Origin of the sequence: Terriglobus sp. 2YAB30_2, from assembly GCF_052114765.1 — a bacterium.
Taxonomy (GTDB): Bacteria; Acidobacteriota; Terriglobia; order Terriglobales; family Acidobacteriaceae; genus Terriglobus.
This window is the reverse complement of record NZ_JBFRFJ010000026.1, coordinates 16,927-39,561: the sequence shown is the minus strand read 5'-3', so window position 1 is coordinate 39,561 and position 22,635 is coordinate 16,927. Positions and strand designations below refer to the sequence as shown.

Here is a 22,635-nt window from a genome sequence, read left to right as displayed (position 1 = left end):
AACGGAAGCGCCTATCGCTCACACAAGTTCCGCGCCGCCTGTGCCGCGATGCAGATCAAACATCGAAGAACAAAACCCTACACCCCAAGAACCAATGGGAAAGCAGAACGCTTCATCCAGACCGCCCTCAGAGAATGGGCCTATGCGGCTCACTGGGAAAACTCAGAACAAAGAGACACCCAACTCGCCCCTTGGACMGACTTCTACAACCAACAAAGACCTCATGCTAGCCTCAACCTACGCCCGCCCATCAGCAGGCTCCAGATGTCAACAACCTCTTGACCTCCTACAGGCACCCGGGTTGGGGTACGAAAACGGTCGCGCACAACGCATACCCCACCCTTGTCACCCCAGCGAACAAGTTCGCCGGGGACCCCACCCTTTGTCTGCGACAAAGAATGGGGCAACGAGAGTATAGCCTCGCCAGACTGACGGTTTAAGCTTCCAGAATTCCGCGTTTCAATGCGATGAGCACGGCATGCGTGCGGTCGTTGGCCTGCAGCTTCGCCAGCACATTCTTCATGTGGCCCTTCACCGTATCCTCAGAGATGCTGAGGCGGTCGGCGACGATCTTGTTCGAGCAGCCGGAGGCGACAGCCTGCAGTACCTGGAGCTCGCGTGTGGAGAGCGACTCCGAGCCCAGATGCTCTGCCATGCCGTGAGCGATCTCATCCGAGATGCGCTTGCGTCCCTGATGTGCCGCGCGGATGGTGTCGATCAGCTCGGTGCCGAGCATGCCCTTCAGGATGAAGCCCATGGCGCCGGCCTGCAGGGCTCGGGTTGCGTGCACATCGCCGGAATAAGTTGTCAGCACGACGATGCGCGCTTTGGGAAACTCCTGCCGGATCGCCTGAATCGCCTCGATGCCGTTCATTACGGGCATCTGCAGATCCATCAGCGTGACATCCGGACGGTGCTTACGGTACGCAACTACGGCCTCGGCTCCGTTCGTCGCTTCGGCCACAAGCTCCATGTCAGGCGCCTTCTGCATGATGAAGGCAATACCATCCCTCATCAAAGGATGGTCGTCGACAGTGAGTACACGGATCGGGGAGTTCATAAGCAGCCCTCCCTGGGGGGATATAGCAGTAGAGAAACGATATCACTCGCCGCAATGCGGTGCGCCACACCCGAAAGGGTTGGTGGAATGGAAAATCGCGACCGCTACGCCAGAGGCTTGAGCTCCTGCAGCATGGTGGGGAGCAGTTCAGAGACCGTGGGATGGATATGCACTGACCTGGCGACAAGATCGTAGGTCTGCCGTGAGTACATGCAGGTCAACAGGCAATGAATTGCCTCATCGCCGCCGACGCCGAGAATCGTCGCTCCCAGAATGCGGCGCGACTCCGCGTCAACCATCACTTTCATGAAGCCGGCAGACTCTCCCTTTTCCACCGCGCGCCCCACACGGGACATCGGGCGTTTGCCGATCAAGGCGGGTTTTCCGCTTTGCCGCACTTCGGTTTCCGTCATTCCGATATGCGCCAGCGGGGGATCGCTGAAGAGCGCATAGGCCGGAATACGGTCCGCGGCGGAGCGAGTACCGCCGTCGAGCAGGTTATCGGCGACAATCTCGTAGTCGTTCCAGGACGTATGCGTGAAAGCTCCGCGTCCGTTACAGTCTCCCATCGCCCATACGGTTGGGCTGGCGGTGCGGAGATGCTCATCGGTGACCACGAATCCGTGAGCATCCATCTGCACGCCGGCTGCCTGCAGATTGAGATCGTCCGTATTGGGTCTGCGCCCGGTAGCTAACAGAACGTGCGATGCTTCCACTTCCGGCTCTCCGTGCTCACAGTCGAGCGATACCTTGATGCCACGCTCGCTCTTGTGCAACTGAATGCAGTTGGCGTGGGTCCGGAACCGGACCCCCTCCGCCTCCATAATGGCTTGAAGCTCGGAGCTCGAATCTTCATCCTGCCGGGAGATGATGCGCGGATTCCGTTCCACAACCGTCACCTCGCTGCCGAAGCGGCGGAACATCTGTGCGAACTCCAGGCCGATAAAGCTGCCGCCGACCACCGCCAGGTGCTGAGGCAGTTCGCGCAGCTGCAGGACAGTCGTGCTGGTCAGCGCGGGCACGCCTTCATGGCCCTCTACCGTCGACATCGGCCGTGCGCCTACGTTCAGAAAGATGCGGGCGCCTTCCAGGAGACGGTCCCCTACACGGACAGTCGTCGGTGATTCAAAGACCGCCTGCCCCTGGATCAACGTGCAGCGTTCCATGCTGCCGATCCAGGAGAGGAGTCCCTTGCGCGAGGCTTCGACGATGCCGTTTTTCCTGGCCATTACGGTCTCCAGGTCGACCCGCACCGCCCCATCCAGCCTGACGCCATAGTCGTTTCCGCGGCGGGCGATATGGGCCGCGTATGCCGATGCCACCATCGCCTTGGTGGGCGTGCAGCCGACATTCACGCAGGTTCCGCCGACGAGCTTGCGCTCGATCAGCGCCACGGTCTGTCCTGCGGCGTTCAGGCGTGCGGCGAGAGCCGGGCCGGCCTGGCCGGCCCCGATGATTATGGCGTCATAGCGTTCGGTCATGCACCCCCCCGGATTGCGGTAACCACCAGCACAATGGCGAGAGCGTCTTCCAGCAACGCCGCACCGATCGCGGACTTCGTCACTTCGGTCAGTTTTGCCCGCAGCCATGCGCCGCCATAGGTTCCGGCAACAGCTCCAAGGATACCCAGAATCACACCGTAAGCGAGCACGCTGTGGGCCGCACCGGCGGTTCCGCCGGCCAGGGCGCCCATCACGATGCGGGCAATGAACTGCGGCGGCACCTTACGGCTCGGCGTCTTCGGCAGCTTGTCGTTAATCAGCTCGCCGATGGCCAGCACCGTGAAAATCAGTACCGTCCACTTCGATCCCATGAAGGCAAACGAAGTCCCGGTTACGGTAAGCAGCCCCAGATGCGCTGCCCAGCTTGCGCCCGCCGGGGACGTTAAAGCACGCAGGCCAGAGACAAAACCAAATAGAAATAGGACGACGATCAGCATCGGCACACCCTCCAGATTCGTTCAATTCAGGATGAGAGACAGGAGCCCAGCGCCTTCCAAACTACTCGCACCGAAGGTTCCGGGGAAGCCCCTTAGGAAAGGAAGGGAGGCCACACTTTGGAGTAGGAGAAATAAGCTCTAACAAATGCCCGCGATATGCTTAAAGAGCATCCATTTATTTTTGGGGTCTGTTCGAACGAATCACACAGCTCCATTTATTGTCTGCAGCCTGGTCTCGCCGCCGGGATCCGGCTGCCCACATGGCAACGCTTTCAGGGTTCACGTTTTAAAAATGCCGCATACGCTCCGCTTTCAACCGAAGGCCTCCGCTGCTTTGATCCTTGGCCATCCCGGCCATGAACTTCGGGTCTATGGATGGACACGTTCCGTTCGCCCTCTCACCTTTGTCATCACAGATGGCTCGGGAACTTCGGGAGTAAGCCGTCTGGACGCAACAACCAAAATCCTGGAGGGGCTAAGGGCTCCGATCGGAACGGTCTATGGACGGTTTACGGACCAGGCCATCTACGAGATGATGCTCTCTGGTTCACTGGAACCGCTGTGCGAGGTTGTTGAATCCATTGCTACCGCATTAACCGACGCACAGATCGAGGTAGTCGTAAGCGATGCCAGCGAAGGCTATAACCCAACGCACGATATCTGCTTTGAGTTAACAGAGGCGGCCGTGGAACTGGTACGGAAACGGACGCGTCGCGCGATCCGGCGATACTCATTTTGCCTGACAGAGTGGGAGGGCTGCGCCCCTTCCCAAAAGGCAGACGAGGCAATCCACCTCGAACTGGACGATGCCTGTCTTTATGACAAGGTCGAGGCAGCCCGTTGCTACGTCGAGTTGCGGGATGAAGTTGATAGGGCCCTTGCATGCAAGGGGATCGAGTACTTCCGCAATGAGACGCTCGTGCCTTCGACAGGATGGACGATCGCACTGGAAGACTATAAGCCGGGTTATGAGCTAAGGGGAGAACAGCGTGTGTCAGATGGCAAATATACGCATGTTTTGCGATACAAGGACCACATCCTTCCAATCTTCCGCGGCCTGCGTGACTATGTTGACCAGAACTAAAAGGTCAGGGAGTTGAAGCCTTCCCGGTGAAGATCCTTATCACCAACGCCATCTTCGAGACCTACACCGGCACGGAGGTGGTGGTCCGGGATCTCGCCCGCGCCTTTGCACGTGCGGGACACACGCCGATCGTCTTTGCTGGGAAGCTTGGGGCTATTGCGGAGGAGCTGCATGCAAACGGAATCCAGGTGACCAATAACCTGGCGCAGATCGGTGGGGCTCCGGACATCATTCACGGACACCATCATCAGCAGTTGATGGAAGCCTTGCTTTATTACCCTGAAACACCCGCCATCTATCTCAGCCACGACGGCAGCAGCATCATTGATGAACCGATCTATTTCCCCCGGATACGCCGGTATTTCGCCGTGGACGATCGCTGCCGGAACAGGGTTCTGCAGACGGTAGGCTCCGCTGCCGGCGAGGTTCCGCTAATGCCGAATGCAGTAGACCTCGATCGTTTTCTCCCGCGTTCGCCCCTACCTGCAAAGCCGAGCCGCGCATTGCTTTTCAGCAACTATGCCCGCAACGACACTTATTTGCCAGAGGTACGAAAAGCATGCGCCCGCGCCGGCATCTCTCTGGATGTAATGGGCGCGGGAACCGGAACCGCCAGCAGTGCCCCCGAAAAAGAGCTTCCCGGCTACGACCTTGTCTTCGCAAAAGCACGCTGCGCACTGGAAGCCATGGCAACAGGATGTGCCGTTATCCTTTGCGACTTTGCGGGAACCGGACCGTACGTGACAACGACGAGCTTCGACGAGATGCGCCGCAAGAACTTCGGGCGTGCCCTGCTCACACAACCGCTCAAAGCAGAGGCCCTGCTGCACGAGATTCAGAGATACGATCCTGCCGATGCGGCCGCCGTGAGTCAAAGGATCCGTTCAGAGGCCGGCCTGGAGGAGGCCACAAACCAATGGCTTGCTATCTATACCGATGTCTTACGAGATTTCACCTCCGATGTGATTGATCGCGAGGCAGAAGGCCGTGCGGCCTCTCTGTATATCAAGCAGTGGCATGCCTTTCAGCGGAGAGAGTGGGAAAAAGATCAAATCGCCAAGCTCAAACAGATTCCAGTGATTGGTGGTCTTGTCCACAGGACCGTACATCGGTTGCTATGGCGATTCAGCAGCAAAGGTTCTCTCTGAAAGCAAAGAGGCGAGTTCCTATAGGGAACTCGCCTCTTCCTTCAAACGCTACTGAAAGGTAATTGGGGTTACGCTGCCGCAAACTGGATAAGCCCCGCCGACGTTGTTCGCCTTCCGGTTCGTACCGGTCGAAGCGACGGTGCCAAAGGGAGCATTCAAACCGCATGAGATACCGGTTTTGTTTTCATAGATAGAGTTATCGTGGATACGGATCGTACCGGCAGTCGCCACGATTGCCTGGTTATTCGCCGCAATTGTGCTGCGCTCAATTGAAAGAAAGGCGGTTGCGCCTGTCGTCTCGGCGGCGGTACCGTTGTTGGTCAGGGACGAGAGCGTGACATGGCCCTTCCCGTCGACGATATTGATCGCATCGCCGGAGTTCTGCGTAATCGCCGAGTCGGCCACATCCAGCACCCCCCCATTCAGAATTACGCCGCTGGCGAACCCTTCGATAGAAACGTTCCGCAGCTCAACATTGGCGCCTAAACCGGCGGCCACGTTGATACCTGCCTGAGCGGTGACACTGGTGCTCATACTGACGTTCCTTGCGGAAAGGTTCAAGGCCGCTGACGAGGGAGAGAGTCGGACACCGGCCGTTGCTTCATTGGTGATCAGAACGTTCTCCAGTACGACCTGCTTGGCGGACGTGTACTGAATGCCATACGTTCCGGTCTTGTTGCCATTAATCAGCAGGTTTTTGAGAACCACAGTATCTGCCGCTCCCGCAACCACGTTGATGCCATTGCCGGACGTGTGCATAATGGTGGCGAGGTCACCCCATCCCGCGATCGTAATCGCCTTTGTGATGGTTACGGCGCCGAAGTCACCGGGATCCAGGGCATCAATCTCTCCACCTGCAGCGGTTTTCGAGATGGCTCCGGCCCAGGTCAGGCAGGGCGCTGTACGGCTGCAGGGATTGGCGTCGTCACCGACGCCCGACACCCAGGTCCTGGTTGCTTGCGCGGCAGCGGAGAGTGGTAGGCCGGCGGCACATAAAAGAAGTACAAACGTACGATAAGAGAACGACATGGCGGAGCTCCTGAAATCTTGTAATCGCCGTAGATAAAGCACTATTGAAGGTTGATACCACCCGTGTACTGGCACGGTAGAACTGGACCGCCTGCGTTATTGGCCTTTCGGTTATTCCCGGTCGAGTTGAATGTGCCCGATTGACTGTTGCCGCAGGAAACTCCTGTGCCGTTGTCAAAGAGGGTGTTGTCATTGCCTTTAATCGCACCGCCATTGGCATAGATGGCAACAGAATTCGACGAGATGACATTGCGATCCGCGTAAATTGCTGCTCCCGTCACCGCCTGCATCGCGTATCCGTTGAGGGTGAAATTATTGGATGTACTCGTAATCGTGCCTGCATTCGCGAGTAGAGCAGATCCTGAAATCTGCGTGAAGGTGCTCTTCGTCACATCGATATTGCCGGCCACCGATGTTGAGATTCCATTTGCGTAGTTGGATACGTTGACATTCCTGACGACAGCCCTCAGCGTGCTGCCCGTCGCAGCCGCCACAAGGATGGCGCTACCGCTTCCGGTTCCGGTAAAGATCGTATCCCGCACAACAAGATTCAATATCGCGTTGGCGTTGGGGGTCACGTTGATTCCGGTTGTCGATCCCTGAATGATTCCGCCTTCAACAACCAGGCGGCCGCCGGCAAGGTAACGAATGCCGATGGGCCCAGTCGTCGTCCCTGCGCCGTTAAGGGATATATCTTTCAAAACAACCGTGTCCGCAGCGCCTGCATTGACGGCGATACCGGTCACACCGCTATGGAGCGAACTTGCAAGGAAGCCGCCGCCATTGATGGTGATCGCCTTCGTAATGGTAACCGTGCCGTAACCACCAGGATCGATGGCGGTAATGGTACCGCCGGCCGAAGTCTTGGAAATAGCTCCTGCCAATGTCTTACACGGGGCGGTGCGACTGCAGGGATTTACATCATCACCAACACCGGATACGTAGGTGTCAGTTTGTGCATGCGCAGACAGAACAAGGCCACCGCACAGAACGGCGGCGGCTGCATAAGTGAGAAATTTCATTGAGCCTACCTGTGGAAATCTCAGTGATCGAGACGACTGGAAAATTGAGGACAACCACTGATAAATCATTTGCCGCGAATTGAAAAGCCCATTCTCATGGGATCAAAGCACAAAGGTCACCTGAAGTCATATCCCAGTACTCGCAACAGATCACCTGCCTCATCCGCGAACGCCTGCTTTTCTTCCGGCGTCATCTCCTGAACCCAGATGCCCACTCGTTCCGCCTGGGGCGGTTTGGTTGTAAGCCGCTGTTGCTGGAACCGCTGGTCCTGAGACACCAGAACCGTGCCGTCTCTCCGCTGCCTTGCCTTATGCTCTTTCAAACGTTCAGGCGCGCCCTTCCAATAGAGCAGCATCGCCGGATCGTACGGCAGGTCGAGAAAGGAACAGACCCGGGAGAGAACCTTCTCCGAATCGGCAACCAGATCTTCGAAGCGCACTTCAAGGTAATGGTTCACCTTGTTTCCATCCTCACGAGCCCTGGTAACAATGCGCTTCCAATACTGGGCGAGATGATTTATCTCCTGCGATGGGGCAAACCAGGTCTTTCGCAGCGATAAAGCGACATCACGGCCGTCGCGGATCAGATGAATAAAGCGCGCTTCGGGAAGAAGCCTCTGAATCGCCGGCATCTCAAGGGCATACAAAGGCGTCTTGTCACCGAAACGGACTTTGCCATGATTTGCCGCGTATAGACGATAAAATGTGCGTACTCCTTCGCTGACCGTAAAAGGTTCCACGGCCGCAAGAGAACGTTGGAGATCCTCCTTAGCAATCCCAAAATCGTGCCACGTCGGCGAGCGCCGGGGCGTTCCGGTCACGATACGAAACAGGCGCTGCCTGCGCAGGCCAGGAAGATGGATGTGCGCAGCACGCGGAAGGAAGCCTGTCTCCGGTGGAATCGCCATCTCCGGATGCGCATCCAGCATCATCCGCAAGAGTGTCGTTCCCGAACGGGGAGCCCCAACTAGGCAGGGGAAAGGTGGTTGCGGGAGAAAGTGCATCCTTGGAAAGCAGATCCTGAGTTGAAATGGAGAAGAAGTCTTCCTATTCTCCGTGGTCAGCAAAAGAGATGCAACGGAAGAACAGTACGCAGGCCCCAGAAGTTAATTTCCCGAGGCCTGCGTTTCGTCTCATGAATAAGGCCAGTGTCGGCTGCACCTTCAAAATGTCAACTGCGAGGCGCCGGAGACTGCCAGCGCCGCAGTTCGACAATCACGCCGTAGTGCAGACTAGGGTGAGCCTCTGCTATAGCCTCGGCAGCTTTATCGTCTGCTGCCTCGAACGACACAACGGCCGCAAGGGCAGGATCCTTCGAGGCAGCCTCGGAAGCCACTGCGCCACCCTTCTCACTGTACGTCCCCACCACCTGGTCCAGGATGCGAGGGTCGAGGTTGATCCCTTTCTGGCGAACCATTGCGACCCAGTTCTGAATCGCAATAGCCCTCTGCTCCAACTCCGATTCGGTTAACGCTCTGGTTCCACGAAACAACATCATGTAACGATTCATTACATCCCTCCCCGGCTAGAGCATTTTTCCTGTAGGTGTAGTGCAGGGCTTCTGCATCTATGGGCCTTTTCCGCAATGAAAGCGCCCTGCATGCCCTCTTTCGGGAGACCCAGCAACAGGGAAAATGCTCTAACAGCCGTATGTCCTCAAGCTATCCGGCGGGACAGGCTGCTTACTTGTAAAAAACCGGCAGGTTTCGCGGCTGGCCGCTGCTGAAGACGCGGCGAGGACTCGCCCCGGTCAGATCGCGGAAATCGCGCACCATGTGCGGCTGGTCCGTGTATCCGGCATGCTGTGCCACATCCGTCAGGGAATGCCCGCGATCCCACAACTCGCATACGTGCTCCAGGCGAGCCAGCCGGCTCAGCATCTTCGGGCGGACTCCGACCTCACGCAGGAACGCGCGCTCCAGAGCTCGCTCGCTCATGCCGACGGCACGAGCCAGATTTTCGCTTCGCAGCTTGCCACCATGCCTGCGGATCATCGCCGCGGCTTCTGCAATGGGACGCGATATCTCCCCCGCCGCGCGGAGGTGGTCTGCAAGATGCCGCTCTACCGTATCGAAATATCCCTCCGGTGTGGCATGACTCTCCGGCAGGTCTTTGAAACGGGATCGGATTTCCTTCGGCAGCACATCCAGAAGATCGATGGTCTTGTTGGAGAACTGCCCTGCGCTCTCACGAAGAAATGCAGCAGCGCCGGCCTCAGTAAAACGCACAATGACGGTCTCTGCCCCACGCGCATGGGTAAGACTCCGGGCATGGACCTGTACCCCTGAGATCACCATGCCGGGTAGCCGGTCTGTCCCGCGGGTGACGGCTCCTGCAACACGCAATGCCAACGTCATGCTTGACTCCGGCAGAAGGGTCTGGACGCGGTCTTCCTCAGACCGAACCCAGAGCATCTCCCTGATGTAGGGGCGCAACGGCGCGGCAGGTCTGCGAACGGCATGGCGCGTGGCACTCATCAAAGGATGGGATGAGGCTGCCGACAACGCCGATGCAAAGGAAATGAAAGCCGCTACAGCAATTCCCCGCGAAGCATCGTGCCTCGCCGCTCTCTCTGCGGCCCATAGAGGTTGAAGTCGGCCCACGCTCCCTGTGCGAGTTCTTCAGGAAGCCCCAGCATCCGTGCAGGATTGCTCGCTGCCAACCTCGCAGCGACTGGCAACGGAGCTCCGGTCATCTGCAGCAAGTTCTCCACCGCTCGATCGAGAGTAATGATGCTTCCCGCCAGCGTGCCTTCGTCGGTGATACAAGCCGAGCCCTTGATGCGCACGACCGTACCGCCGGCTTTATAGGTTCCGTCCGGCATGCCTGCCGCTGCCAGACAGTCGGTGATCAGAATGGCGCGCTCCCGCCCTTTGGCTTTGAGCCATAGCCGCACCATCTCCGGGGCAACATGCATACCGTCGCAGATCAGCTCCGCGTAGAGATCGTCGCGGTCCAGGACGACACCCAGGATGCCCGGCTCGCGATGATCGAGCGGGCGCATGGCATTGAAAGTATGCGTCGCCGACACTGCCCCGGCCTCAATGCCTGCCAGAGTCTCGGACCGCGTCGCCATGGAGTGCCCCACGGAGCAGCGGATGCCCAGGCTGACGGCATAGTGGATCGTCTCCAACGCACCTGGAAGCTCCGGTGCGATGGTCATCAGCCGGATGTTTCCCCGCGATGCCTCCCACAGGCGCTTCAGCAGCTCCGGAGAAGGGGGCAGCAGAAATTCGGCAGGGTGCATGCCTCGCTTGCCGTGCGAAAGAAACGGACCTTCGATATGGATTCCGGCGGCCTGCGCTCCTCCTTCAACCGTGCCGGCCTCGATGAAGGTGGCCATGTTCTCCAGCGCGGTGAGCGTCTCATCAAGAGCAGCCGTCACCGTCGTAGGCAGAAAGCGGCTGATGCCGGCGCGGGCAAGGTGACGTGCGATCTCTCCCAGTCCCTCCATCGAAGCGTTCATCACATCGTGGCCGGCGATGCCGTGAAAGTGGATGTCAAGAAATCCGTCCGTCAGCGTGCAATCGGGGAACTCATAATCGACACGATCGATTGTCTCTTCGTCGCGGTTCGCGATGCGCACAATTCGCCCATCGTCGATGGTGATGACGGGATACTCTACTACGCCAGAGCAAGTAACAAGCGCCCTCGCACTCAGTCTTTTCATCACACCAGATGGTAACAGCGGAGGCAGAAGTGAAGAGTTACGGGCCGATTCGAGCGGTACCTCAGCGGCTAAAGCCGCCGCCTGTGCGACTCCTGCACGGGACGGCTGAACAGTTTGCGGAAAAACTCGATTCGCGCGCAAAACGGCAAAAATTGAAGGATAGAAAATAATCACCCAATGGCTACGGATCGTTTATAGGGCATCCTGGCGCGATTTTTTTTGAGGCGTTTTTGCTCGTTCCGAAAAAGTCGAGTTTTTCCGCAAGCTGTGAAGCCGTCCCCTTAAGCAAGGCATTCGCACCTTTGGTGCGAACTGGTTGCGCTACGCGCATCGGCTGGCTGAGTCTGTGGCGAGCTTCATCTCGATCAACTCGTACCGTAGGGACCGATAGGTGAGGCTAAGTCTTGCGGTGTCCATTTGCAAAGCGCCATCGGCGCTCCGTCTTGCTTAAGGGCATGGCTTCAGCCATGCCGTACTGAAGCTGGCACAGGTGCGGCTTTAGCCGCTGCGGTACCGTGCTGTGAAGATCCCACTGACGCCTGGTGAATTCTTCGTAACAACTCAGTGTTCCTAAGGTTGCCTTAAGACGACATAGCTTCAATCGAGCTATCGAACCGGAAGAAAAGTGTTCCCTGCCTCTTCTATCTGTTTCTACCTGAAACCGGAAGATTCAATGACAAGATCTCACCTCATCGTAAAAACAGCACGAGCGATACATCTGTACATGGGAGTGTTCTTGACACCCGCGATCCTCTTCTTTGCGCTGACCGGCGCATGGCAGACATTCTCTCTGCAGTCGCCCTCGAAAGATGGATCCTATACTCCGCCGCGCTGGGTCCAGCAGTTTTCGCAACTGCATAAGAACGCAACATTTGCGGTGCCGCCACCAAAGAAGAAATCAGATGAGAAGAGCGAGAACAAACGTGCGGAGGAAGAGCACGACGGGACAGCAAAGAAGACAGAGACGAAACGGTCCCCATTACCGATAAAGATCTTCTTCGTCCTGGTCTCGCTCGGTCTATTTATCTCGACACTGACAGGGTTGTACATGTCGTATCGGTATGCAAGAAACAAAGTGGCAGTCAGTGGAGCGCTGGTAGCTGGAGTTTTAGTTCCTCTGCTGTTGGAGTTGTTTTAATACCGTTGCAGCGCCTAGAGCATTTCCCTGTTGTTGTGGTGTATAGACATATTCGATTTGAGTTTTTGATAGGAATTTAGGAGTATTCCTAACCCACCCTCGCGTTGCGAGCGTTCACCCCAACGAACAAGTTCGTTGGGGACCCCGAGGGTGGGGCCCCCGGCCAATATAAGCGCTGAAGGCGCGCTCTATACCAGCCTGGGGCAACGCCCCAGGTTTCGGGCGGGAGAAACATAGAGGGCTGAAGGCCCGATCAATAGTTCTTCAGTAAGGCGACTTGTCGAAATACCATAGGTATCTCAGAAGAGCCGCGCAACGGCGTTTTCATTGCGGAAAACGCCCATAGATGTAGAAGCCTTACACCACAGGCTCTATTCGATCTCGGGATGCTTGCCCCAGGAGAAACGCCGGCCAATAATTCCTTTGATGATCAGGTGATCTGTGGCCGAAGTTGCCCCCAGACCGACCCCAAAGTTAATCTCCCATTGCGGAGAGATATTCAGGTCACTTACGGCGAAGATCTGTTGTTGCTGATTGTGCAGAATGTCGAAAGCCCCAACCCGCCCATAGTCGGCATAGTACTCAACACCAGCGCTGATCGCGCGGGTGAAGTCGTAACTCGCTTTCACCCCCGGGGCAAAGCCAAGTCCCTGGTTGACGTCCGGACCATGCCACGTACGTTCCAGTGCCGGGTTTACAGAGAAATACCAGCGGCCAAATGACTTATCAATGATGGGCCGAATCTCCCATGTCCAGGTGTCCGGCGAATACACGGCCCGTTGATATCCCACCTCGGTGGAGATGCTGACTCCGACAGGCCAATGCCAACTATCGGGCACACGCACACGTGGGCGAATATGATCACCGACCCACTGCAAGCCATGTCCATCCTGCTCGCTGGTGAAGATATAGAAACCAACTTCGGACCAGTTATTGATGCCCTGCGTGATCTCGATGGTTTCGTGTTGTTGGTGATTGGTCGGGTAGACGCCGTCGATCAGGTACCGCTGTCCCTTCGCTGTGAAATTGGAATGCAATTCCACCATGGTGGTCTTCGGCAAGACCGTATCCGATCCGTAGACCTGAATCTCGTAGTTCCCTTGGGCATAGGCCCTGGGCGCCAGCCATCCGGCCAGGCCGAAAATTACGCCCCATAACACTACATGCCCGCGACGTCCGATCAGATCACGCATAGCGGAACACCATCATGAAGCCGAGGTCCATATGGTTCTGCTGGTGACAGTGCAGGAGTGTCGATCCGGGATTGTCTGCGACAAACTCCACAGCCGCCTCGCCACGGGCGGGTACCAGGACAGTGTCTTTCAGAATGCCTCGCGTCGCTCCGGTTCCCGAGAGACTGAGAAGCTCAAAGACATGACGATGCAGATGGATGGGATGATCGTCGAGACTCGGGTTTTTCAAGAGCAGCCGATAGCGCTGCCCGGTTTTCAACACGGGCGAGTCGGTGTCGGGGTATGACTTTCCGTTGATACACCACTCTTCCATCGCTCCATGCCCCTTGAACTTAGCTGAAAACACCAGGGGAATCACCTCGACTGCTTCGTTCTGTTTAGCTTCTGGCGCACCGAATATCGTGTAGTCCCAGCTCAAGGTTTGCGGTTGCTGCCATACCGGCTTTCCATTTGCGCCGGCATAAGCCACGACAATGCCCATGCCCGCCGCCTGCACATGTTTGCGAACCTCGCCCAGTATCCACACGCCGGGATTGTCCATCGTCACAAACGCGGTTACCCGCTCCGCGGGAGCAAGGCGCAACATCGACACGAGTTGTGGCTTCGGAACCGGATTTCCATCCAGAGCTACTACTTCAAAACGATGCCCGGCAAGTGAAATCCAATGTATTTCGGTCGGGCTGGAGTTCAGAATCTGCAGTTTGATGCGCTGGTTCTGACGCACCTGCAACGGCTCTCCATAGCCCAGCACGCGGCCATTGATGGTGGAGATATCGTAGGACGGATTCATGGAGCCATCGTCGCTACCGAGCAGTTGCCCCTGCCAATCGTGCAGCGTGAGGAAAAACTCGGCATCGAACTGTCCAGGCTCATTTGCCGGATCGACATACAGCAACCCGTGCTGGCCGGTATATTGCCCCTTGCTAAAGTCACCCCCGGCAAAGGTGTGCGTATGGAACCAGCGAAAACCGGCCGGACGGGGAGAGAATTCGTAAACCAGGGAAGCTCCGGGCGCAATCATCGGCGAGCCTTCTTCCATAGCTCCATCCATTGCCGATGGAAGAAACAGCCCATGCCAGTGGACGATCTCAGGGTTCGCGCTGCGGTTGGTCACCTTGATACGGGCGGGCCTGCCCTCGCGAAGCCGCAGCAACGGTCCCGGAACCTGTCCGTTATAGGCTGTTGTCCGGATCGAGTGTTTTGGAGAGAGGTCGACCTTCGTCGTTGCGATTTCCAGAGTGTAGTCCACGGGCGCATCCGCCGCACGGAGCGCCGTCGCACCAGCCAGCAGGCCGGCCTGCTGCACAAAGCTTCTTCGCGAGATCGTTCCCATTCTTGCCAACCCGACTTTGCATCTCCTTCCACATACTCAGGTACAACGTACACGTAGTTGACGTTGGAAGGCAGACTTCAGTCGCAGATATCGCTGGAGCATTTCCCGGGTTAGCGCGGGCTTGTGCCTCTATGGGCGTTTTCCGGAATGAAAACGCCCATAGAGGCGGAAGCTCTACATCACGCCCGCAGGGAAAACGCTCTACTCGCGACTTGGAACAGGTCCGACCGCCTGGCTGCAGATCCCCGCTGTGGTGCAGGCGCGCACGCCGAAGAAGACGTTGTCCTTTGAAACCGGGAGACGCGTACTGTTCGCATCCTTCCCTGGGAACTGTGTCGCATCCACGACATACTGCCAGTCGTTCACCGTGGTCTCACGCCATACGATCTGGTAGGTCACCGGCTGCGTGTAGCTCTGCGGAGCATCCCACTTCAGAATCGTGTCGTTGTCGAGGTTCGATGTGGTCACACGAACGTTCTGCGGAATGCCGGGCGAATTGGCCAATGTCGCCAATGTCGCGATATTCAGCCTCGCCACCCTGGCGATGTAGTCGAAGTCGTCATACTTCAGCAGGTCGCCATATTCCTTGCCGTTGTCTACACGCACATGCTGGTGCTGGTGATCGAAGTTTTCGCGCCATTCAGTGAAGCGGACTGACGCAAAACCTGCCTCACTGAACGACCGATGATCGCCGCCGCGCAGGAAGCGGTCCAGGCGGAGCTCCATCACCGGATGAAAGGTTCCAGGAAAGTAAGTTCTTCCGACCGCGAGCACCTGGCGCGCGAGCTGACGCGAGGGTGTCTCGTTTTCAGCCCCAATATTCAGTGTCTGCCGGATCTGCTCGATCGGCGCCGACGGCAGAATGCCCTGCGAGAAGACGCGGATCCGCTGCTTGGACTGCAGCTTGTCGCCGGGCGTGGTGTCACCCCCGACAATGTCGTTGTTCAACACGCCTTCAAGCTCCCAGCCTTCTTTGCGGGCCCGTTCTGCGAGATGATGCGATCCGTTAAGGCCCTGCTCTTCACCGGCCACCGTGACAAAGACGAGTGTTGCCGGAAACTTGAGCTTGCTGAGTACGCGTGCTGCTTCCATGGAGACGGCTGTGCCGCTGGAGTCATCATTCGCGCCCGGAGCGAAATCGTGCGTGTTCATCACGTCGGTCTCGCGTGTGTCATAGTGGCCGGTCACCAGGTACATGCGCTTTGACGCGACGGGATCAGTTCCCTTCAGGATGGCGACAACGTTGTGCAGCGGCGTGGGCTTGATGATGCGTGGGCGGCTGTTGTTGAAGCCGGCCTGCGGCTGCTCGACGGACTCGTCAAAGGAGACTTCGAGGCATCCGCCGCACTCCTTGCTGTAGCTCTCGAACTGCGACTTGATCCAGTCAGCAGCGGCCAGCACACCGGTGCCGGGCTTCAGATCGGTCTCGGTAGAGGAGATCGTAGACCGGTTGTTGAACTCGACCAGACGGGTGATGTTGGCTTTGATGCGCTCGGCAGAAACCTGCTTCAGCGCCGCCGTAATCTGTGCATCAATGGGATCAGCCTTGATAGGCGTGCCCACCGCTTCAAAGTCGAGCTTCACAGCGGCTGCCGGGTGCGGCTTCTGTTGTGCAACGAGCAGGCAAGGAAGAGAGAAAATCGTCACCGCCGCAAAGATACCGCGAACCTTCATCATCAAAATACTCCGTCAAGGAAAGTTGAGTTGGCGTGAAAAGCGGCGCCTCGCACCAGGCGAAGCGCCGCACCTGGAAGAAGCAGTATTTAGAAGATGATCTTACCGACGATCTGTAACTGGCGCGAAGAGCCAAGATCGCCGACCGGGAAACGTGTGGACGAAATGATGCCGAAGGTGGTGGAGTTCGCCGAGGTCGTCGGATTTCCGAAGCTCGGGTGGTTGAAGATATCGAACGCGTCGACGCGAAGCTGGAACTTCACCGCCTCATAGATGGTCGTGTTCTTCTCAATCGAGAAATCGGTGTCTGCAAATCCGGGTCCGCGGAGAGCATTGCGAGCCAGGTTGCCGAATCCGGTGGAAGGAAGCTGGAAGATGCAACCAGCGGTCGCCGTGGCGCAGGTTGCCGGATTGAACCACTGCACGGTCGTCGCACTGGGACGGGTAAGACCGTACTGCACCGGAGCCAACAGGTTTGGATGCAGAACATTGGCGGTTCCGGTGAAGGTTGAGGTCGTAGTGACGTTCAACGGATTGCCTGTCTGCCACTGCGAGATGCCCGAAAGCTGCCAGCCTTCCACCAGACGATTGCCCTTGAACGGCAACGCATAGATCGCGTTCATCGAGATTCGGTGCGCCGTGTCATAGTCCGACGGACCGTAGTTCAGGTAAGGCCGGGTTGCATCCTGCAGGACTGTACCGCTCAGAGAGCCGGTGTCCAGCGACTTTGAGTAGTTGTAGTTGAAGTTGAAGTTCAGGCCATTGCGGAAGTTCTTCCGCATGGTCAACCACATGGCGTTGTAGTTCGACATGCCGATGGACGATACCTGCGTGATGTTGACGCCGCTGATGTTTGCGTTCCGCGAGATCGGACTGCTTGCGGAGATCGCCTGAAACGGACGCACACCCGAGGCATTCGGCTGATTCACATTCAGCGGCGTCCGCAGATGCTTACCGACGGAACCGTAGTAGCCGATCGATCCGACGAGTCCCCACGGGAGCTCCTGTTGCACGTTAAAGTTGAAGGTCTCTGTATAAGCATTACGCAGGTTGCGCTGGACTCCGCTGATGCCGATACCTGCGGCGCCGGCCGAAGCGTACAGACTCGACAGTGGAATCGTGGTGGTTGCGTTGCTGTAGGTCACACGGTTGGCGAACGGTGGATTTCCATTCAGTCCGCTTACGACATTGCTCTCCGGCTGGTCAGCCATGTAACCATAGGCCGCGCGCAGCACGGTCTTGTTGTTGCCGAAGACGTCATACGAGAAACCAACACGGGGCTCATAGTTGTAATTCTGTGTGTAGGGACTGTTGCCGATGCCATTGGTGCCCACCTGGTAAAGCGAAGTGCTTGGCAGATCGAAGAGCACCAAGCGGTTAGCCCCGTCCACTGGTGAACCATTCCATTCAAACCGCAGGCCGAGCTCAGCCGTCAGGGTAGGCGTGATTTTCCACGAGTCCTGAAGGAATCCGCCCACTGCATTGACGTAGATACGACTTGTAGTCTGTGTCGGCGTGATAGTGAAGCTGTTTGCACGGCCGGCCTGGAAGTTCGCCACAGTATTGAAGCCGATGGTGCCCGTGTCTCCTGAGAAGTTTGCGTTGAGGAAGCGGCGAAACTCGCCACCGAACTTAAGCGAATGTTTGCCTACAGTGTAGGTTGCCGCATCGGAGAGAATGCCCAGCGTGTCAAAGCGTCCCTGCGGGAATCCCGAAGGTCCACCGAAGTTAAGGTTCGGGCCAGTGATGGTGATCTGCGGAATTCCAACCGGACCGCTGGTGCCGGTGCTCAGACCCAGAGTAGTCGGATCGGTGGTCACATTGGGGTTGAACGAGATCGAGATGCGGTTGAAGCCCAGACGGAATTCATTCACCAGCCTCGGGCTGAAGATGTGTGTCTCGTTCAGCGTGAGAATCTGACGGGTGGCTGCACGATTGTCGCCAAAGCCCGAGATCGTGTTGTTTTGCAGCGTGGGTTCGGTACGGTTGTCCTTCTGAATTGCGTAGAAACCGTGCACCGTGTCGGAGGGGCTAAAGACATGGCTGATATCCAGCGTGCCCTGGTCGGTTCTGACGGGCCCGGCGGCGATGCCGAGATAGCGGGTGCCGGTGCTGTCGTTCGCTCTCGGGATGAGAGTCAGCAGCTTCTGCGCCACAGGATCAGTAACACCGGCACGCTGCGCATCGGTCAGCACACCACTGTTGATGGTCAAACCCTGTGCCTGGCGCAGGCCTTCGTAGCTGGCGAAGAAGAAAGTATGCTCTTTCCAGATAGGACCACCGAGAGCGCCGCCGAAGTTATGTCGCTTCAGTGGAGCGATGTGCTGTCCTTTGGGGTTGAAATAGTTGCGCGCATCCAGCGCCTCATTGCGCAGATACTCGAAGGCTTCACCGTGGAACTGATTCGTTCCCGAGCGCGTGCTGACGTTAACGACGGAACCGGACGAGCGGCCGTACTCCGCCGAAAAGGTCTGGTTATTGATCTTGAACTCAGAGGTGGTGTTGATCGAAGGCTGAAACGTGATCTGGTTCTGCACCATATCGTTCAGGTTGACGCCGTTGATCTGGAAGTTGGCTGAGTCTTCGCGGTTGCCCGCGGTAACAAACGAGTTGGCGCCCAAGCCACGGCTCGGCGTCGTAAGACTGCCGGCCGCCGGGGCGGTGACACCACCGGGTGTCAGTACCGTCAGGTCGAGGAAGTGTCGGCCGTTGAGCGGCACCTCCTGCACCGTCTGGCGATCGATGACCTGACCGACGGTGATCGATTCTGAGTCGATGAGCGGAGCGCTGGAGTCCACTTGGACGCTCTCACCGGTCGATGCCACTGACATCGGCACATCAATGTTGGTCTTCGCGTCAACCTGCAGCGTCAGCTTCTCGACGGTGTAGGAGCCAAAGCCGCTTGCGGTTACCTTGACGGTGTAGTCCCCTGGAGGCAACGAAGGAACAACAAACTGTCCTGCGCTGTCAGAGGTGATGGTACGTTCGATGCCCGTGCCAAGATTGCGCACGGAAATCTGTGCATCTCTCAGTACGGCGCCGGACGAGTCCTTCACAGTACCTGAAAGTGTTGCGGTGGATTGCGCCTTTGCGGCAGTTACCGCCAGCGTAACGGCGATGACCATGGTCAATAGCTTTCTCATAAAACGACCTCCAAACGAACTACCTGGACCTCCGGCAGATAGGGCTATGCGTTGCAGCCTTTCTTTCCAGAGACCGTGTCTCCGGAGATTCGCGCCTCTCGCAAGGCGTCCTCTCCGGGTCTTAAATTTTGGGTAAATAATGGGACCGCTTAGCGACGTAATATATCAGATACCAAACGAAATCCCCATGCCTAAGGACGGTATGCGTCTAAGATTCCTGTCATTTGTTTGTCTCCTCGGCGGTACGGCTGCCATGTCTGCTCAAAATGCCGGACCCGCCGGCGCCCTCAAATCCCTGACAGATACCCTTGCCGTCAGCGGTTATGAGACAGAGCTCTCCCACCGCATCGAACAGCGTCTCGCCGCATTCCATCCGCAGCGGGACAACATGGGGAACGTCCTCGTCACCTTTGGTTCCGGAGCCCCGCATCGACTTCTAGTCGCTCCGATCGATGAGCCGGGATACGTCGTCAGCCATATCGAGGACGACGGCTATCTGCGCGTTACCCGCCTTCCGCAGACTGGGCTTCCGCCGCACTACAACGAGATGCACAACGCCCAGCCGATGGTGATCACCACACGCAAGGGTGAGCAGCGCCCTGCCATCGTCGCCGGACTTTCCATTCACCTCACGCCCGGACGCGCCGCCGTGCCTGACCCTGACGATATCGACAACTTCTACGTCGATCTGGGTGCGAGCTCGCGCGCGGAGGTGCTGGCCAGCGGAGTCGATCTGCTGAGCCCGCTCGCCGCCGAGCGTTCCCTCTCTGTCGTAGGAACTCATACCTACTCCGGCACGGCTGTCGGCGACCGCTTCGGCGCCGCCCTCCTGCTGGCTACGGCCGAAGCGCTTGGCCACGGTACCCCCAATGGCACTGTCACCCTCGCCTTCGTGACCCAGCAGTGGGCCGGTTCACGCGGCCTGGCGCGGGTGCTGCAGCAGACGCATCCGGATGAGCTGCTCTATCTCGGCCGAACGCTACGGCCGGTGCGTACAGCCGCCGAGCGCAATGAGCCTCTACCGACGTTCCCGAAACCAGGCACGGGAGCTGTGCTGACGCTCTCCGGCTCCTCGAAGTCCGGCGACTGGCTTAACGCCGCATCGCTACAACAGGCGCAGGGCGCGTCTTTTGTCACACGCGGCTATGGCCCCGCCCCCACACTGCCGGAGAAGACCGCTCACCTGAGCGTGCCTATCCTCTATCCGCTGACCGCGGGCGAGATGATTGATGCGCACGATCTCGATGCTCTCGCCGCGATCGTCGGCAAGTACCTCGGCGTCTCTATTCCGACCTTCACTCCCGCCACGCCTGCACCGGCAACCTATACCGCGATCTCGCGGCCAAACGCGGCTCCCGCAAACGATGCCCTGCTCAAGACACTCACCCTGGCCTACGGCGTCAGTGAAGTAGAGACAATGCCGCGTGAGGCCGTGGAGAAGATGCTGCCCGCCTGGGCGCATCCAACCACGGACGCTGCCGGCAATCTCGTGCTCCACCTCGGTCCCACCACCGGACCCAATACCGTCTTCATGGCGCATACAGACGAGCTTGGTTTCCGCATCCGCGCGATTGATGCGGACGGCACGATCCAGCTCGACAATAAAGGCGGAGGCACTACCTCGTTCTACTGGGGACATCCTGCGGTGGTGCACACCTCTGCGGGTATGCGCTCCGCCGTTGTCGGTCTGCCTCAAAACTTCGACACCGCGCAGTTCCACTTCCCTACGGACTTCCGGTCGCCGGCCACGCTGAACGTCGGCGCCGGCTCCGCCGAGGAGGTCGCCGCAATGGGGATCAAGGCCGGGGACTTCGTCACTATTCCCAAGACCTTCCACACACTGCTGAACCGGCGTGTCTCCATCCGCAGCCTGGATGACCGGGTCGGCTGCGCCGCCCTGGTCCGCGCCGTGTGGGAGCTGGGCGAGAAACCCTCCCGCAATCTGACCTTCGTCTGGTCGACCCGCGAAGAGCTTGGCCTGCTGGGTGCGGTGGCTTACGCTGAGTCCTCCGCCAAAGCTGGAACCACTCCGGCGACGGTCTTCGCGATCGATACGTTCGTCTCGTCCGACTCGCCGCTCGAGTCAAAACGCTATGCCGATGGCATTTTGGGGCAGGGTTTCCTGGTCCGCGCCGTCGATAACTCGAATATTGTTCCCTGGGCTGATGTACGGCAGGTGCAGGCCATCGCCACGGCTCACCATATTCCGGTACAGTACGGCGTAACCGGAGGAGGCAACGATGGTGCTGCCTTCCAGCGGTATGGCTCGACTGATGTTGCGCTGAGCTGGCCGCTGCGGAACTCTCACTCCCCGGGTGAAGTGATGGACCTGCGCGATCTGGACGCGCTGGCTTCCATCGTCACCGCTCTGGCAAGAGAGTGGAATCCGGCCTCTGAACGATAAACTAAGACCGTGCGCCCACGGCGCGAAAGGCTTTTGACACATGCCGGTAATGGAACGGATTGCACCCCTCGAAACACTGACAGATCAGGCTCACCGCAGCATCAAGCAGTACATCCTCGGCGGCAACTTCTCGATCGACGAGCGACTGACCGAAAGCTTCTTTGCCGAACACCTGGGCATCAGCAAATCGCCGGTGCGTGAAGCCTTGAATGCTTTGCAGAACGAGGGCCTTCTGCGGATTGAACCGCGCAAAGGCATCTACCTTCGCCGCTTCACCGCCAAAGAGATCTCTGACCTGTACGAGCTGCGTGAGGCTCTGGAGGTCTATGCCACGCAGATTGTGCCCATCACAGCGGAGTTCATGGAGGCCCTGGACCAGAGCCTGGAACGCACAACCGACCTGCTGGCGCTGGACAACAAGACCGCATATATCGAAGAAGACATCGTCTTTCACCGGTTGATTGTGGTCTCTACCGGTAACGAACAGCTCTCAAGTACGCATAGCAATATCCAGGACAAGCTCTGGCTCTGCCGCTGCCAGACCTACCAGCTCACTTCGCCGGATACACCGGCGGCCCACCATGCCATTGCCCGCGCGCTGCAGGTGGGCGATCGTGAGGGCGCCGCCACCGCAACACGAGACCACATCCGTTTTGTGCGCGATGCATTGCTGCGCAGCCAGAACGAACTGGATCAGAGCATGCGATAGCTCGTCTCCCGCTACGGAGCCCGGTGAATATTTCGTTGAAAGCCTGGCTGTTTCTCCGTACAGTGACTTTGATCCGGCATTTTCGAGGG

At 58.0% G+C, this 22,635-nt stretch carries 19 protein-coding genes; 6 read left to right on the top strand and 13 right to left on the bottom strand.

Annotated elements, in window-relative coordinates; translation table 11 throughout:
- The coding region (locus AB4Y89_RS23200; RefSeq protein ID WP_442303322.1) for an integrase core domain-containing protein at positions 1-282 on the top strand (282 nt) is incomplete at its 5' end.
- 154 nt (positions 283-436) lie between these two features.
- Here AB4Y89_RS23200 and AB4Y89_RS23195 read toward each other — a convergent pair.
- From AB4Y89_RS23195 to AB4Y89_RS23185, 3 genes are all read right to left on the bottom strand, one after another.
- Positions 437-1,060, bottom strand: a complete 624-nt coding sequence (locus AB4Y89_RS23195; protein WP_442303321.1) for a response regulator — start codon at positions 1,058-1,060, stop codon at positions 437-439.
- Between the two features lie 104 nt (positions 1,061-1,164).
- Positions 1,165-2,541: an FAD-containing oxidoreductase gene (locus tag AB4Y89_RS23190; protein ID WP_442303320.1), complete on the bottom strand. Its 1,377-nt coding sequence runs from the start codon at positions 2,539-2,541 to the stop codon at positions 1,165-1,167.
- A complete protein-coding gene (locus AB4Y89_RS23185) occupies positions 2,538-2,999 on the bottom strand; it encodes a DUF4126 family protein (protein ID WP_442303319.1) in 462 nt (153 codons plus the stop codon). Before AB4Y89_RS23185 ends, AB4Y89_RS23190 begins: the two co-directional genes overlap by 4 nt.
- A gap of 292 nt (positions 3,000-3,291) precedes the next feature.
- Here AB4Y89_RS23185 and AB4Y89_RS23180 point away from each other — a divergent pair, with 292 nt between their 5' ends.
- Both AB4Y89_RS23180 and AB4Y89_RS23175 read left to right on the top strand, forming a co-directional pair.
- Positions 3,292-4,083, top strand: a complete 792-nt coding sequence (locus AB4Y89_RS23180; protein WP_442303318.1) for a hypothetical protein — start codon at positions 3,292-3,294, stop codon at positions 4,081-4,083.
- 26 nt (positions 4,084-4,109) lie between these two features.
- Positions 4,110-5,231: a glycosyltransferase gene (locus tag AB4Y89_RS23175; RefSeq protein ID WP_442303317.1), complete on the top strand. Its 1,122-nt coding sequence runs from the start codon at positions 4,110-4,112 to the stop codon at positions 5,229-5,231.
- 48 nt (positions 5,232-5,279) lie between these two features.
- On the opposite strand, the gene AB4Y89_RS23170 is transcribed toward AB4Y89_RS23175, so the two are convergent.
- From AB4Y89_RS23170 to nagA, 6 genes are all read right to left on the bottom strand, one after another.
- Entirely contained in the window at positions 5,280-6,260 is a 981-nt protein-coding gene (locus AB4Y89_RS23170) for a hypothetical protein (RefSeq protein ID WP_442303316.1), read from the bottom strand.
- Positions 6,261-6,301: 41 nt separating this feature from the next.
- Entirely contained in the window at positions 6,302-7,282 is a 981-nt protein-coding gene (locus tag AB4Y89_RS23165; RefSeq protein WP_442303315.1) for a hypothetical protein, read from the bottom strand.
- 116 nt (positions 7,283-7,398) lie between these two features.
- Positions 7,399-8,286 (bottom strand): sulfotransferase family protein, encoded by an 888-nt coding sequence (locus AB4Y89_RS23160; protein ID WP_442303314.1) that lies wholly within the window; start codon positions 8,284-8,286, stop codon positions 7,399-7,401.
- A gap of 167 nt (positions 8,287-8,453) precedes the next feature.
- A complete protein-coding gene (locus AB4Y89_RS23155) occupies positions 8,454-8,792 on the bottom strand; it encodes a hypothetical protein (RefSeq protein WP_442303313.1) in 339 nt (112 codons plus the stop codon).
- A gap of 172 nt (positions 8,793-8,964) precedes the next feature.
- Positions 8,965-9,759: a helix-turn-helix domain-containing protein gene (locus tag AB4Y89_RS23150; protein ID WP_442303312.1), complete on the bottom strand. Its 795-nt coding sequence runs from the start codon at positions 9,757-9,759 to the stop codon at positions 8,965-8,967.
- A 53-nt stretch (positions 9,760-9,812) separates the two neighbouring features.
- Positions 9,813-10,952, bottom strand: a complete 1,140-nt coding sequence (gene nagA, locus AB4Y89_RS23145) for an N-acetylglucosamine-6-phosphate deacetylase (RefSeq protein ID WP_442303311.1) — start codon at positions 10,950-10,952, stop codon at positions 9,813-9,815.
- Between the two features lie 736 nt (positions 10,953-11,688).
- Between nagA and AB4Y89_RS23140 the strand changes: the two genes are divergently transcribed.
- On the top strand, positions 11,689-12,090 hold the full coding sequence (locus AB4Y89_RS23140) for a PepSY domain-containing protein (protein ID WP_442303310.1): 402 nt from the start codon (positions 11,689-11,691) through the stop codon (positions 12,088-12,090).
- Between the two features lie 371 nt (positions 12,091-12,461).
- Here the strand turns inward: AB4Y89_RS23140 and AB4Y89_RS23135 are convergent, their stop codons facing one another.
- The 4 genes from AB4Y89_RS23135 to AB4Y89_RS23120 form a co-directional block, all read right to left on the bottom strand.
- Complete coding sequence (locus tag AB4Y89_RS23135; protein WP_442303309.1) at positions 12,462-13,283, bottom strand: hypothetical protein; 822 nt, start codon at positions 13,281-13,283, stop codon at positions 12,462-12,464.
- Complete coding sequence (locus tag AB4Y89_RS23130; protein WP_442303323.1) at positions 13,276-14,616, bottom strand: multicopper oxidase family protein; 1,341 nt, start codon at positions 14,614-14,616, stop codon at positions 13,276-13,278. Before AB4Y89_RS23130 ends, AB4Y89_RS23135 begins: the two co-directional genes overlap by 8 nt.
- A 201-nt stretch (positions 14,617-14,817) precedes the next feature.
- Positions 14,818-16,293, bottom strand: coding sequence for a M28 family metallopeptidase (locus AB4Y89_RS23125; RefSeq protein ID WP_442303308.1), 1,476 nt, complete (start codon positions 16,291-16,293; stop codon positions 14,818-14,820).
- 86 nt (positions 16,294-16,379) lie between these two features.
- Complete coding sequence (locus AB4Y89_RS23120; protein WP_442303307.1) at positions 16,380-19,433, bottom strand: carboxypeptidase regulatory-like domain-containing protein; 3,054 nt, start codon at positions 19,431-19,433, stop codon at positions 16,380-16,382.
- 253 nt (positions 19,434-19,686) lie between these two features.
- Between AB4Y89_RS23120 and AB4Y89_RS23115 the strand changes: the two genes are divergently transcribed.
- Complete coding sequence (locus AB4Y89_RS23115) at positions 19,687-21,837, top strand: M20/M25/M40 family metallo-hydrolase (RefSeq protein ID WP_442303306.1); 2,151 nt, start codon at positions 19,687-19,689, stop codon at positions 21,835-21,837.
- A 40-nt stretch (positions 21,838-21,877) separates the two neighbouring features.
- Positions 21,878-22,546, top strand: coding sequence for a GntR family transcriptional regulator (locus AB4Y89_RS23110; RefSeq protein WP_442303305.1), 669 nt, complete (start codon positions 21,878-21,880; stop codon positions 22,544-22,546).
- Positions 22,547-22,635: the final 89 nt, after the last annotated feature.